The organism is Acetomicrobium mobile, assembly GCF_937920065.1.
Map to the genome: position 1 here is coordinate 25,526 of NZ_CALETC010000030.1, position 12,921 is coordinate 38,446.

15 protein-coding genes are annotated in these 12,921 nt (G+C 47.9%); 12 read left to right on the forward strand and 3 right to left on the reverse strand.

Going from position 1 to position 12,921, the window contains the following annotated elements; translation table 11 throughout:
* Positions 1-28 precede the first annotated feature (28 nt).
* From Q7P41_RS01125 to Q7P41_RS01145, 5 genes are read left to right on the forward strand one after another with little or no spacing between them, the layout of a single operon-like run.
* Positions 29-1,843, forward strand: coding sequence for a nucleoside recognition domain-containing protein (locus Q7P41_RS01125; RefSeq protein ID WP_303881476.1), 1,815 nt, complete (start codon positions 29-31; stop codon positions 1,841-1,843).
* Between the two features lie 25 nt (positions 1,844-1,868).
* On the forward strand, positions 1,869-2,120 hold the full coding sequence (locus tag Q7P41_RS01130) for a FeoA family protein (protein WP_303881479.1): 252 nt from the start codon (positions 1,869-1,871) through the stop codon (positions 2,118-2,120).
* 6 nt (positions 2,121-2,126) lie between these two features.
* A complete protein-coding gene (locus Q7P41_RS01135) occupies positions 2,127-2,363 on the forward strand; it encodes a FeoA family protein (RefSeq protein WP_303881482.1) in 237 nt (78 codons plus the stop codon).
* Positions 2,360-3,037: a FeoB small GTPase domain-containing protein gene (locus Q7P41_RS01140; protein ID WP_303881485.1), complete on the forward strand. Its 678-nt coding sequence runs from the start codon at positions 2,360-2,362 to the stop codon at positions 3,035-3,037. Before Q7P41_RS01135 ends, Q7P41_RS01140 begins: the two co-directional genes overlap by 4 nt.
* An 18-nt stretch (positions 3,038-3,055) precedes the next feature.
* Positions 3,056-3,229, forward strand: a complete 174-nt coding sequence (locus Q7P41_RS01145) for a hypothetical protein (RefSeq protein ID WP_303881488.1) — start codon at positions 3,056-3,058, stop codon at positions 3,227-3,229.
* A 25-nt stretch (positions 3,230-3,254) separates the two neighbouring features.
* Here Q7P41_RS01145 and Q7P41_RS01150 read toward each other — a convergent pair whose 3' ends face one another.
* Positions 3,255-3,641 carry a metal-dependent transcriptional regulator gene (locus tag Q7P41_RS01150; RefSeq protein WP_303881490.1) on the reverse strand — a complete coding sequence of 129 codons (387 nt, stop codon included), beginning with the start codon at positions 3,639-3,641 and terminating at the stop codon, positions 3,255-3,257.
* A gap of 271 nt (positions 3,642-3,912) precedes the next feature.
* On the opposite strand from Q7P41_RS01150, the gene Q7P41_RS01155 reads away from it, so the two are divergent.
* The 4 genes from Q7P41_RS01155 to Q7P41_RS01170 are packed head-to-tail and all read left to right on the forward strand — an operon-like array spanning position 3,913 to position 6,835.
* A complete protein-coding gene (locus Q7P41_RS01155; RefSeq protein ID WP_303881492.1) occupies positions 3,913-4,188 on the forward strand; it encodes a lipoate protein ligase C-terminal domain-containing protein in 276 nt (91 codons plus the stop codon).
* 3 nt (positions 4,189-4,191) lie between these two features.
* Positions 4,192-4,950 (forward strand): biotin/lipoate A/B protein ligase family protein, encoded by a 759-nt coding sequence (locus Q7P41_RS01160; protein WP_303881495.1) that lies wholly within the window; start codon positions 4,192-4,194, stop codon positions 4,948-4,950.
* Positions 4,947-5,849, forward strand: a complete 903-nt coding sequence (locus Q7P41_RS01165) for a radical SAM protein (RefSeq protein WP_303881497.1) — start codon at positions 4,947-4,949, stop codon at positions 5,847-5,849. Before Q7P41_RS01160 ends, Q7P41_RS01165 begins: the two co-directional genes overlap by 4 nt.
* Positions 5,850-5,851: 2 nt before the next feature.
* Positions 5,852-6,835: a radical SAM protein gene (locus Q7P41_RS01170; protein WP_303881499.1), complete on the forward strand. Its 984-nt coding sequence runs from the start codon at positions 5,852-5,854 to the stop codon at positions 6,833-6,835.
* Here the strand turns inward: Q7P41_RS01170 and Q7P41_RS01175 are convergent.
* On the reverse strand, positions 6,801-7,760 hold the full coding sequence (locus Q7P41_RS01175; RefSeq protein WP_303881501.1) for a peptidase M23: 960 nt from the start codon (positions 7,758-7,760) through the stop codon (positions 6,801-6,803). The genes Q7P41_RS01170 and Q7P41_RS01175 overlap by 35 nt on opposite strands.
* Positions 7,761-7,858: 98 nt before the next feature.
* Between Q7P41_RS01175 and Q7P41_RS01180 the strand changes: the two genes are divergently transcribed.
* Genes Q7P41_RS01180 through Q7P41_RS01190 form a run of 3 tightly spaced genes read left to right on the forward strand, consistent with a single transcriptional unit; the run spans position 7,859 to position 10,919 of the window.
* Entirely contained in the window at positions 7,859-8,866 is a 1,008-nt protein-coding gene (locus tag Q7P41_RS01180; protein ID WP_303881503.1) for a M20/M25/M40 family metallo-hydrolase, read from the forward strand.
* Between the two features lie 17 nt (positions 8,867-8,883).
* Positions 8,884-9,912: a M42 family metallopeptidase gene (locus Q7P41_RS01185; protein ID WP_303881505.1), complete on the forward strand. Its 1,029-nt coding sequence runs from the start codon at positions 8,884-8,886 to the stop codon at positions 9,910-9,912.
* On the forward strand, positions 9,909-10,919 hold the full coding sequence (locus Q7P41_RS01190) for a M42 family metallopeptidase (RefSeq protein WP_303881507.1): 1,011 nt from the start codon (positions 9,909-9,911) through the stop codon (positions 10,917-10,919). Before Q7P41_RS01185 ends, Q7P41_RS01190 begins: the two co-directional genes overlap by 4 nt.
* A 94-nt stretch (positions 10,920-11,013) precedes the next feature.
* On the opposite strand, the gene Q7P41_RS01195 is transcribed toward Q7P41_RS01190, so the two are convergent.
* The gene (locus Q7P41_RS01195; RefSeq protein ID WP_303881509.1) at positions 11,014-12,822 is read right to left on the reverse strand and encodes a hypothetical protein; all 1,809 of its coding nucleotides are present in this window, start codon (positions 12,820-12,822) and stop codon (positions 11,014-11,016) included.
* Positions 12,823-12,921 lie beyond the last annotated feature (99 nt).

Consider the following 12,921-nt stretch of genomic DNA (forward strand, 5'->3'; position numbering starts at 1 on the left):
AGGTGGTTATATATGAAGGAGGCTCAATATGGATATAATGCGACTTGTCGATAATGAACGGGAGAGACTTTTAGAGGAGACGCAAACGGAACCGGCCAAGTTGGTGACTATAGCCTACTATCGCAAGGCTGTAGAGGTGTTCGATAAGTGCGCAGTTAGAGAAAGTCGCTGGAAAGAAAGTTTAAGTGTCAAAATAGATCGCGTGGTGCTCAACCGTTTTCTCGGACCACTTGTCCTGGCCGGCGTGTTGTACCTTTTATACTATTTGAGCATCGGTAAAGGCTATCAGCTGACTAACTACACATGGCCTTTGCTTGCCACTTTTCGGAATTTTGTGGCTCAACTATTGCCAGGTGAGGGAATTCTTTTTGACCCGACGCTGAGAACCATTATTTTAAGCGTTCTTGACGGGCTTTTAGCCGTCATAAACTATGTCCCGATATTTGCAATGCTCTTCAGTATCGTTGCAATACTAGAGGATATTGGATACGTGCCAAGAATGGCCTTCATCATGGACAGGGTGCTCCGCCAATTTGGTCTGCACGGGCAGTCCGTATTTCCCATGGTATTGGGCGGAGTCATAGTTGGTGGATGCGCTGTTCCTGGTATCATGGCCACACGAGGGATTAAGGATCAGCGAGCGCGACATGCCACAATTCTGATAATTCCACTTCTGAATTGCCTGGCGAAGACACCTCTTCATATACTCCTGATAGAGGTGTTTTATAGCGCGCACAAAAGATTTGCGATCACTTTTATATCTACTATTAGTTTAGTAATAGCTTTAACAGTGAGCAAGGTGCTGTCCCTCACAGTGCTAAAAACCAAGGAAGTGGCTCCATTTGTAATGGAAATGCCTCCCTACCGGATTCCTACTGTTTCGGGAGTAGTTCAGCGCTGTTGGGAACGATTGTGGTTATTCTTTCGAAAGATCGTTTCTGTCGTCCTTTTAGTTATGATCATAGTATTTGCTCTTACCAATTTGCCAGGCCTGAATGCCGCCAAGAGAGATGCGTATTCCCGGGAATCAGCCCAAATGGTTGAAAATTTGCTCGCATCAGTGGGTGAGGACTCACCTTACGCCCATATCCTGGCAGGTGAAGGTTTGGTGGAGCTGATCAATTTCAGCAATAAGTTCGATTCCGCGAAGAAAGCTGCAAGGAGTGAAGCCGGACTGGAAAGAGTTCACCGGAATTTTGAGGCCAAGAATTCTGAATTTTACAAGCTGGTTAACAGAGGGCGATTTAAGTCAAAAGGAGCGATGGAAATTGACAAAGAAGCCGCGAGAGTTTCCAAGGCATACCGTTCCTTTGAAAGGGAAAGAAAAATCCTAAGGTCGCAATTGCGGGATGATGTCATAGTTCACAGCGCATTGGGCATGGTTGGGAAGGTCGTCGAGCCCGTCACCAAATATGCAGGGTTTGATTGGAGAGTTAATATAGCGCTCATCAGTTCTTTTGCAGCCAAAGAAAGCAGCGTTGCGACTTTAGGAGGCATTTTTGGTCTCGGTACTGGTGACAGATTGGAAGAAAGCGTAGGCAAAGGCGCCCTTGGCTGGACTGATTTGCATGCCCTAGCATTAATGGTCTTCATGGTAGTTTTTCCGCCCTGTATTCCAACATTGTTGGCTGTAAAGATGGAGACAGGAAGCACGCTGTGGATGTTGGTATCGGCCTTATATCCTGTTTTACTGGGCCTTTTGTTGGCCACCACCATATTCACGGGCGGAAATGCGCTAGGTCTGACGGGAGTGCAAGCCATGGGCGGCTTTTATGCGATTTTTGTCATTTTAATGTTTGTTCTCGCGATGATTAGAGGACCTGGAAGCTACTTGGATGATTAGAGAGTTTTGCAAGGAGGAATTTTACGTGGAAAACAAGGATAGAACCGTTGTGCCGCTTACAATGCTTCCACCTGGCGTCAAGGGACGTGTAGTCAATATCGGAAGCTACGGTAAAGGCCTTGCAATGCGCGTGTCAAACATGGGGCTTTACGATGGCATAGAAGTCAAAGTGTTAAATTCATCACGGGCAGGTCCCGTGCTACTGCAGGTAAAAGACTGCACTATTGCCCTGGGCAGGGGCATTGCGAACAAAATACTTGTAGCCAGAGAGGATTGATATCACATGACTGATACAGTACGATTGAATACTCTGAAGCCCGGCGACAAGTGCCTCATCATAGAAATCAAGGCTACAGGCATCACCGGGCAAAGATTGATGGATTTGGGCCTTATCCCTGGAGTTGTAATAGAAGTTGTGCGAAATGCACCTTTAGTCGACCCTGTTCAATTGCTTGTCAGGGATAACCACATTAGCATCCGCCATTCAGAGGCAAGAGAAATTGGGGTGATTCTCTTATGACAGAAATAGTCGTGGCAGTGGCAGGTCAGCCAAACTCGGGCAAGTCAACGCTTTTCAACATGTTGACAGGCATGCGTCAATTTGTGGCAAATTACCCGGGGGTGACTGTAGAAAAACGGGTAGGACGGATGAACTACAAAGGATATAAATTTATGCTGGTGGATCTTCCCGGTACTTACAGCATGACTTCTTACAGCCTGGAAGAAAGGATTGCGAGAAACTTTTTGCTCAAAGAAAGGCCTGATATTGTCTTGGATGTCGTGGATGCGTCAAATCTTGAGCGCAATCTCGTGCTCACCTTTCAGCTTCTAGAGATGAAGATACCGATGGTAGTGGTGCTCAACATGATGGATGCGGCAGAAAGCGCAAGGATAAAGATAGATGTCAATGGCCTGAGCGAAGAGTTAGGGGTAAAGGTCGTTCCGACCATGGCAAAAAGGGGCGTGGGCAAGGCAGAACTTTGCGATGCTTTGCTCGATACCTATCAGTTGGCGGGAGATATCAATGACTTTCGACTTGACTACGGGCCTCAACTCAATCGTTCACTCAACGTACTGCAAGAAGCTTTGGCCGACGACGAAAGAGCATCGGCTTATGACTTACGGTGGCTTGCTGTCCGCCTGATTGCAGGAGACGAGGAAGTCAGTAAATTATTTACCGGTTCGTTAGCCTAATAGAGGAGTCCGAAACATATGTGGGGAACCGTAATTGCTGCGGTCAGTGGCTTGCTGGCATTATGCCTGTTTGTACGTAAGTTCAAGAAGTTGCATGAGTGCGAAAATTGTGTCAATCGCGAAGGATGTGCCTTTTGCAGCGGCTTTTGCAATGAAGAAAAGAAACGCAAATCTTACTCTGAAGGGCATTAATTCTTACAACAAGGCACTCAGCTTTTTATGATTTGCACTTAGAATCTTTACGCTTAGCAACATGCCCTTTGAGCGCTTCAAAACTTTCATCACTGATGACATGCTCGATTTGGCAGGCATCTTCTACAGCCCTTTCCCTGTCAACGCCTAATTGCATGAGCCAGTTTGAGAGTAAGGTGTGTCGTTCATAAATGGCTTCTGCAATTGAGCGCCCCTTATCAGTTAGCGTGATGTAACCATCGCTGTCCATCTTTATGCATCCGTTTTCGCGCAACTTTTTCATGGCAACGCTCACGCTGGCCTTGCTGAAACCAAGCTCCTTTGCAATGTCTATAGAACGGACGGAACCCTGCCGTTTAGTTAAGATCAAAATGGTTTCCAGATAGTTTTCCGCTGATTCCCGTATTTTCAATGTAACGCCTCCCGTAAAGGTCAGATATTGTCAGTTGTAAAATATCATATTTTCATACCAAACACAATTCTCAACGTCGTCGCTACTACGACCATATAACAAAAGAAAGCACCATTACCTTTTGATGTGTCTCTTTTGGTCATTCCACTTTATAGCACAGCTGCTATAATAATTTTGTTTGCAAATAACGGGCGGGCACAGCTTTAGGAAAAGAATATTTGCTGCCTTGAGAGATTTCACAGGGCAGATCTTTCTCTAACGGGAGAAAAAGATGTATTACGGCGAATTCAAAGCCCCAAAAGGGATCATAAAGGTTTCTTTAAAGTTAGACGGAGACAGCATATCGGAAATTCGGATAAGCGGGGATTTTTTTATGTATCCTGAAGAGGCGCTTGACGAGCTTGAAGGAAGACTCGTCGGCGTAAGTGCCGATAGGGAAAGCTTGCTGGAAGCGTTGGAGAAATTTTACTCTGAGACGAAGGTTGAAACGCCCATGATCGAACCAAAACACTTCGTTGAAGCGATAATGAGATCTTTGAGGGGATAAGATATGAAAAGCTGGAGATTGCTGCCATTAAGAGTGGACGAACCTTTTTACAGCATGGCCATAGACGAGGCGATTTTAAGGTTAAAGGCAGGCGGGAAGTCGCCTAATACCTTGAGATTTTGGAGATGGCAACCATCAACTGTATCGCTTGGGTATTTTCAGAGCGTCGATCGCGAAGTTGACCTTGAAGTAGCTAAAAAACGCGGCGTGGCAGTTGTAAGGCGCATCACTGGCGGAGGAGCCGTGTTTCACGACCAAGACGGCGAGCTTACCTATAGCGTCGTTTGTGGGCAAAATGACGTCCCAAGGGACATCGAAAAGTCTTTTGAGGCAATTTGCGAAGGGCTCATAAGAGGCTTCAAACGTCTCGGCCTTGACGCATGCTTTAGCCCCCTAAACGACATATCGGTAGGAGGCAAAAAGATCTCAGGAAGCGCGCAGACCAGGAAATGGAGATGCGTCTTGCAACACGGCACCATACTCATAGATCCTGATATAAGGCTCATGTTTGAGCTTTTAAGGGTAAGCCCTGAAAAAATCACGGACAAGTTCATCTCTTCCGCTTATGAAAGGGTGACGTCAATAAAACGGGAACTTGGCGAAAAACCGAGTTTTGAAGAGGTAAAAAAAGCGATGAGGCTCGGCTTTGAGGAGTCCTTTGGCGTTAGTTTCGAGGAAGGAGAGCTGTCTTCCGAAGAAATTAGTTTGGCCAAAGAGCTGATAGAAAAATACGCCTCTTATGAGTGGTTAATGAAGCGATGAATGATACCATGCAGACGAAAGACGCGTTTTTAAAAAAATTCAACCGAAGCAAAAAGTTCTATGCTTACTATCCTTACCCCAAGTTTCCTTCGGTTTCCATAACCGGGAAAGCTTGCGCGATGAACTGCAAACACTGCGGGCGGCAATATTTAAAACACATGGTTTCCTGTCCCAGCCCAGAGGAGCTTTACCGAAAATGCCTTGGTTTTGACAAAAAAGGCTTTAAAGGCGTCCTTGTAAGCGGTGGTTATAACAGTAACGGGTGGGTGCCTTTGGAAAGCTTCGTCGATGTCTTGGCGCGCATCAAGTGTGAAACAAACCTTGCGATAAACGTCCATTGCGGCCTCGTGCCCGAAGAACTTGCCTGTGATCTTGGCAAGGCGGGCATAGACGTAATATCCTTTGATCTCATAGGAGCTGACGAGTCCATAAAAGAGGTAATAGGAATCGAAAAAAGGGTCGAGGATTATGAGCGCTCGCTGGATGCCTTGGTCACATCTGTTTCATCCGTTGTGCCCCACATCACGATAGGCTTGCACGGGGGCAAATTATTGGGCGAAGAAAGGGCGCTTGAAATCGCAAGCTCAAAAACGATAAGCGCATTAGTGTTTTTAGTGCTCGTGCCGACGGTCGGTACCGCCTTTGAAAAGGCCCTCCCTCCTGCGGCAGAAGAAGTTGGAAAACTAATTTCTGCCGCCCGGCTTAAAAGGCCCGATATTCCCATAATGCTTGGCTGCATGAGGCCGCGACTCCTCGAGTATGAAATTTCAGCCCTTAATGCCGGCGTTGACGGGATCGTGATGCCAAGACAGGAAACGCTCAAAGGCGCAAAGAGCCTTGGTCTGATCGTGCAAAGCGTTGAAGGATGTTGTGCGGTTCCGCTCAGGTTTGGAGGATAAAAATGGTTAAGTATATAAGAGTAGCTCTCGGAACGGGTGTCCTTTTGGGTTTTTGCAAGGCTAAACTTCAAGTTGCCCCGACTACGGCTCATCTTCTCACTTATTTTGAGGGAAAGTGTTTGGCCAATTGCAAGTTTTGCCCCCAGGCGAGGGAAAGTTTTTCGGACCAAAAGATGCTCTCGAGGGTAGAGTGGCCAAAGCTCGAGCTTGAGGGAGTCATCGAATCGCTAAGAACGAGCGATCACGGTTTTAAAAGGATATGCGTTCAGTCAGTTAATTACGCGGGGGTCGTAGAAGATCTCCTAGAAATAGTTTCAAGGATAAAAGGGACGTGCGACCTTCCCATATCCGTTGCCTGTCATCCTCTTCCGAGTCAAGATATAAAGCGCTTGGCAGACGCCGGGGCAGAACGCATCGGGATTGCCCTTGACGCGGCCACACCAGAACTTTTTGAAGCCATAAAAGGCAAGGGGGCAAATTCTTTTTATTCCTGGCGGACTCATTTGCACGCCCTCGAGGAGGTAAAAAAGATAGTTGGCAAGGCAACCACCCACCTGGTAGCCGGCCTGGGCGAAAGCGAAGAGGAGATGGTAAGTACTATCCAAGTCCTGCACGACCAAGGCATAACTGTGGGGCTTTTCGCCTTTACGCCAATAAAGGGGACGCCTTTGGCCAAAAACTCTAGCCCCGATGTATCCGCTTACAGGCGGGTTCAACTTGCCCATTACTTGATCGCAAACGGCTTTGGCAGGGCAGAAAAAATGAAGTTTGAAAATGGCAGGGTAATCAGCTTTGGAGTGGACGAAAATACGTTAGAACTTGTGGTAAATAGCGGCGCGCCCTTCATGACTTCGGGATGTCCCGGGTGTAACAGGCCCTTTTATAACGAATCGCCCCTGGGCCCCATCTACAACTATCCGAGAAAGCCCACGGAAGGAGAGATCGAATCGATCAAAGATGAACTCGGCCTTGCGGGCAGATATTAATTGCTATTTCGCCTTCCAAGTTTATTTCCTTGCCGGCTTGGGGGATGAATTTCCATCTGTAGGCGCCGTCCAAACTTATATAGCTTGAAATGCCCTTCATGGAAAGTTCTTCCAATTTGACCGAAAATGACAGGGCTTTAAACCTTGAAAAGCCGTCGGCGAACTTTTCTGCCACACGTCCTATCTTTACGTTGCCAAGAAACACGGGGTCGCCGATTTTCACTTCATCAAGCGATAATACTCCGCCAAAGCCGTAATGCGGCACGCCTCCGTCTAAAATTCCTATTCCATTACCGACGAAGACCGGCATTCCGACAAAAGGACCAATGCATGTGTTTGGGCCTTCCGCTAAGACGGATCGTGGTTTTAAGGCCACAACCTTTCCAATAAATGCAGATAGTTTTGTGCGTTCGTTGTGGGTAAGCATGCTACACCGCGTCTTTTCTGACGTTGAATCCGTGTCGTTTGATTTTCCTTCAAATATCAAGTGAATTGGAAGGCCGCCTCTTGCCCTGAGCAGATTATCGCACGGCCTTATTTCCACGTGCAAATGACGATCCGTCCAGGTATCAAAGTGGCCATTTCTTATCATTTCACCTAGCGGCTCACCCACATTTACGTAATCGCCTACCATAACGCTGGGTTTAACGTGAAGTATGCGAACGAGATACTCGGAACTGATCGGTGTTTCGATGGCGATCAGATATTCTTTCGTAGGCATCTGAAATTGCTTCGTCTTCGGAGCGGAAAATTCATAAATATATCTAACCCTACCCTCTACTGGAGAAGGCGCTTTTGAAGAAAGAGGGTAAATATCAACAGCTCGATGCTCGAAATGCGCCAAGTAAGGACTGTTGAAAAAAGACACCCTGCTTTGACGCGGAGCATAGATTTTTATCCCACAGGAGGCAGCAATTTTTATCATCTGCTCTCATATCCCCCTTTTGTAGCTGATACTGATTATACTTGATATGAGCCTGTTCAAAAATAAAGCAGAATCTGTTAAGCTCATTTAAAGGGGTGATGTCATTGGAGACGGTTTCTTTGCTTAAATGTCTTTCAGGCGTGGACGGGCCCTCAGGGTACGAAGATGAGGCGCTAAAGCTCATCGAGGAAAAAATAAAACCTTACGCGGACGTTTTAAAAACAAGCAGGCTTAATACCTTAATAGCTCTAAAACGCGGCGAGGGCACAAAAAAACTCGGGATATTCGCACACGTCGATGAGTTAGGTTTTGTCGTCGCCAAAGTAGAAGAAAGAGGTTTTATAAGGCTTGAGCCCATCGGCGGTGTCGATCCCAAAGTCGTTTTGTCCCAGCGGATAAAGATATTTACGAAGCAAGGCGTTGCTTCAGGCGTCGTTGGCTTTCTTCCCCCGCACCTTCAAAAGGAGGACCAAAGGGGGAAAGTCCCCAGCTTCGATGATATTTTCGTAGATGTTTCATGTTCATCCTTGGGAGAACATGTGAGCGTGGGAGATATTTGCGTAATCGAAGGAGAATGTGCTGAGCTTGGAAGCAAAGTCTCCGGCAAAGCCCTGGACAACAGGGCAAGCTGTGCCGCCTTGATCTTGGCGGCTCAAAATCTTCAGGCTATAAAAAACAGGGCGGACGTTTATTTCATATTTTCAAGCCAGGAGGAGATCGCAGGTCCCGGAGCGGTTTCCGTGGCTTACGAGCTGGGACTGGATGAGGCCATAGTGGTAGACGTGACTCACGCCAATGAAAAGGTCCCTCAATTTCCCCAAATAAAGATTTCTGAGGGTCCAGCCTTAGCCGTTGGTCCCGTCATAAACAGGGAGTTTTACAAGGCCCTTTCAGATGTGGCGAAGCGTAACGGCGTGAAAATACAGCTTGAACCCACGCCGGGAAGGTCCGGTACGGACACGGACGAAGTGCAAATTACAGGGTCTGGCATCAAAACGGCGCTCGTTTCCATACCGCTCATGTACATGCACACGCCCGTTGAAGTAGCAGACCCCCGTGACATAGAAGAAACGGCAAGACTTATTGCCTTGGCAAGCACCATATAAGGCGTGTAAGGAAAGAGGTGAAGGCGTTGTACCTGAAGGAATTGACAGAGCTTGACGGCGTCTCGGGAGACGAGGGGCGCGTCAGGGATTTCATAAAAGAAAAAATAGAAAGCAAGGTCGATAGTGTCAAGGTGGATGTGCTGGGCAACTTAATTGCTTTCAAAAAAGGGACTAAGTCAAACAGAAAGTTTTTGTTGGCTGCACACATGGACGAGGTTGGCTTCATGGTGACAAACGTCGAAGACGATGGGACTTTGTCCTTTGCTCCAGTAGGGGGCGTCGATCCCAGGGTCGTCGTGGGAAAACACGTCAGGATCAAGGGAGAAGTGCCCGGCGTCATTGGCTACAAGGCCATACACCTTCAAAAGAGAAACGAGATCCTGGAGTCACCCAAATACGAAAATCTCCGCATAAATATCGGCGCAAGTTCAAAAGACGAGGCCACCCAAAAAGTAGAGATTGGCGATTACGTTTCCTTTGCGACGGACTTCAGGTGTGAAAATTCACGCGCAACCGGAAAGGCCTTCGACGACAGGGCAGGATGCGCAGTACTTATGGAGATAATAGAAAGAAGTGAACGTTTCGAAGACGATATTTACTTCGCCTTTTTGGTGCAGGAAGAAACAGGCCTGCGGGGAAGCGCGGTGTTATTTGAACAGCTTCAACCCAACTTGGCCTTGGTGATCGAGGGAACGACTGCAGGAGACGATCCCGGGCTCCCCGAACACCAGTGGGCAACTCACCTGGGAGACGGTCCGGCCATCACCTTCATGCACAGAGGATACGTAGTAAATAAAAAGATTTACGAATCAATACTGCAGGTTGCTCAAAAATACGACATCAAACACCAGCCGAAGAGGAGAACCGCAGGAGGGACCGACGCTGCGCGCCTCGCTAAGACTGGCGGGGGAGTGCCTGCCGGCGTAATTTCCGTTCCGGCTCGCTACATTCACAGTCCCCTATCTGTAATCGACGTGGATGATTTTAAAAACACGGTTTCACTGGTGGGCAAGATCTTAGAAGAAGGAGAGGGTTTTGCAAGATGATTGATCTGATAAAGGAACTCACCGAAAGTTACGGTCCAAGCGGCAGGGAAGAGGAAGTTCAAAAAGTCGTTTTAAAACACCTTGAAGGCCACATAGACGGCCATAGATTTGACCCCTTGGGCAATTTGCTGGTTTGGAAAAAAGGCAAAAGTGACAAAAAGGTGCTGCTCGATGCCCATATAGACGAAATCGGACTTGTAGTCACAAACATCGACGATAAAGGGTTCCTGAGGATAGAACCGGTTGGCGGAGTTTCTCCTTATACCTACGTGGGCCACAGGGTCAGATTCCCCAAGGCCACGGGCGTAGTTTACTACGAAGGTGAAACGCCCGAGGAGCAAAAGAAAAATTTATCGAACCTGACCTTCGATCACCTTTTTGTGGACATCGGCGCCTGCGACCGAAAGGAAGCGGAAAGCATAGTCCCCATAGGCACCTTTGGCGTCTATGATTCATATTTTTACGAAAACGGCAAATATCTTGTTTCCAAATCCATGGACGACAGGATCGGCTGTGCCGTTTTAGTTGAAGTCTTCAAGAATTTAAAAGACCCCAGGCACACGGTTATAGGGTCTTTTTCCGTTCAGGAAGAAATTGGGCTTGTTGGAGCATCAGTGGCCGCATACGATTTTTCTCCCCTGCTTTGCGTTGCCGTAGACGTGACTGACTCGGCAGACTATCCCAAAGGGCTTAAAAGACATGCCATGGCTTTGGGCAAAGGCCCTGCAATAAAGATCAAGGATCGAGCCTCGATAAGCCACAGGAAGGTCGTCGAACTGCTGGAGCAGGCAGCACAAAAGGCAGGCGTACCTTACCAAAAGGAAGTTTTGACCTTTGGCGGCACTAACGCTGCCGTCCTTCAAAGGACAAAGGAAGGCATTCCTTCGGCGACGCTTTCTATACCTACGAGATACGTCCATTCGCCAAGCGAAACGGTAAGCCTAAGCGACGTAGAAGGCGCGGTAAAATTGCTGGTAAGCTTCATCGACTTGGAGCTAGAGCTTTAATGTCTTGAACGCGGATTTTTCGAGATAGCTTAACGTAAATTAAAAAGAAAAAGGGTCGCTCGTGCATAGCGACCCTTTCATATAAATTGTGCGGTTACTTTTTTATGGTGTTTTTCAGCAAGCGCCCGTCTTCAAAGGCAATATAAACATCGAACTTCTCTGGTGCGGCGCCGAAATTGCCGTTGTCAGCCAGCCAGAGGTGCAGTTCCGTGTCTCCTTCGACCTCCATATTGAAAGACCCGTCCGTATTAGACAGTATTCCCCCAGACGCCGCGCGGGTAACTACTATATTCCATATGCCGTTTCCCGGAATGGTATCCCAGGTTCCGCTTTTGCTGTCTTTTGCCTTAATGGTTATGCTTTCTATGGTCCCTTTGGTATTAATGAGCTTGAGCAGCACGTGAGCGTCGGGATTTGCGTCGGGCGTAGCAAGAAGAGATGAAACCTCGCCCTTTTTCAGGTAGTTCATCGGGCCCTTACCGACATAAGTTGCCCGAATTTTGTCTGAAACCTGAGCTGCGCCAGAAGGCGCCACAGCCTTTGGGGCTTGCTCTCCTTCACTGGCACGGACCACCTCTTTTTCCAGGATGCTTCCGTCGCTCATTACCACGAGGACTTTATATTTCACGTCACCTTCTGTGATAGTACCGTTATCGGTGAGCCATAGGTTGAAGTCCTTCTTCCCGGACACATCTAAAGAAACTGAGCCATTGCTTTCGTTTAAGACGTTTCCGGAGGAATCCGTCACCGCCACCAGCCATTTCCCGTTTCCTGGTATCGTATCCCATTCCGAGGCTCCATCATCGCCGCGGACGATGAAGTTGATGATCTTTCCCTCGGCTACCATTTCAAGGGCGATCTTCCAGTCGGGCTTTCCGTCGCCCTTTAGTGCCTCGCTTCTTGAGGTCAGATCTCCTTTTGAGGGCTCGATTAGTACTGCTGAAAGGACACCCTTGTCCGGGATTGGCTTGGCAGCTTTTTCACATTCGGCTACCTTGTGCAAGACCGTGCCGTCATTGAACTTAACGATCACTTCATATCGCGTAGCGCCGGCTGCAATGGAGCCGTTGTCGGCAACCCAAAGGTCCAAGGTCGTATCGCCCTCTACGGCAAATTTTACGCTTCCATCCTCCCTGTTTCGCAGCTTGCCGTCGGTATAGACCGCTATGGCCCATATTCCGTTGCCGGGAACGGTGTCCCACGCCGAAGATGTGCCATCCACGTTTCTTATCGAAATTTCTTCAACTACGGATACGGTGTTAAATCGGATTTTAAAGTGAGCGTCTCTTACTCCGTCTCCTTTGATCTTCTCTGACTTTCCTACGACGTCTTTGTCTCCAATTCCCAATAAGACCGCCGATAGTTCTTCGGACTCGGGCAACTCGACCTTTTCAGCTTCTTTGGGCTTAAAGATATCGGGCATCCCCGGGACGGTTGTCTTCGCCGTTGCGGTGCTCCCGTCCATGAATGAAACGGTGACCTCATATTCCCGTGTTTCCGAAAAGGCAGTGCCGTCGTCGGCAACGTAAAGATGAAGGGTAATTAGGGCGAGAAATGGTTTGGTTGAAAAAGACCCCGAGGCAGTTGTTAAATCCTCTCCCTTGCCGTCCTGTACGATCATTCCCCATTTCTCGTTGCCGGGAATCGTGTCCCACGCCCTATCCGTTCCTAGAGCTTTAAGCTCCACCCCCGTGACAGCTCCGGCGCCTTTAATGGAAACAATGAAATGAGCATCAGGTTTGCCGTCCGGTTTCAAGGTCTCCTTCGTCCCCAGAAGGTCCGTTTCGGTGCCTTTGAAAGTAAAACTTTGTATTTCACCCATGGCAGCGAAGGCAGAATTTACAAACAGCATCGAGGCAGTTATCAAGAAAAGGAGAAAGACTGCCCTTTTCATTGATTTCATGGCTCAATCCCCCTTTATAAATTAATAATTCATTTGCTACTAAGATATTATAACATGCCACAATGACGCATCGGTATTATTTACGATAACGAACGAGTC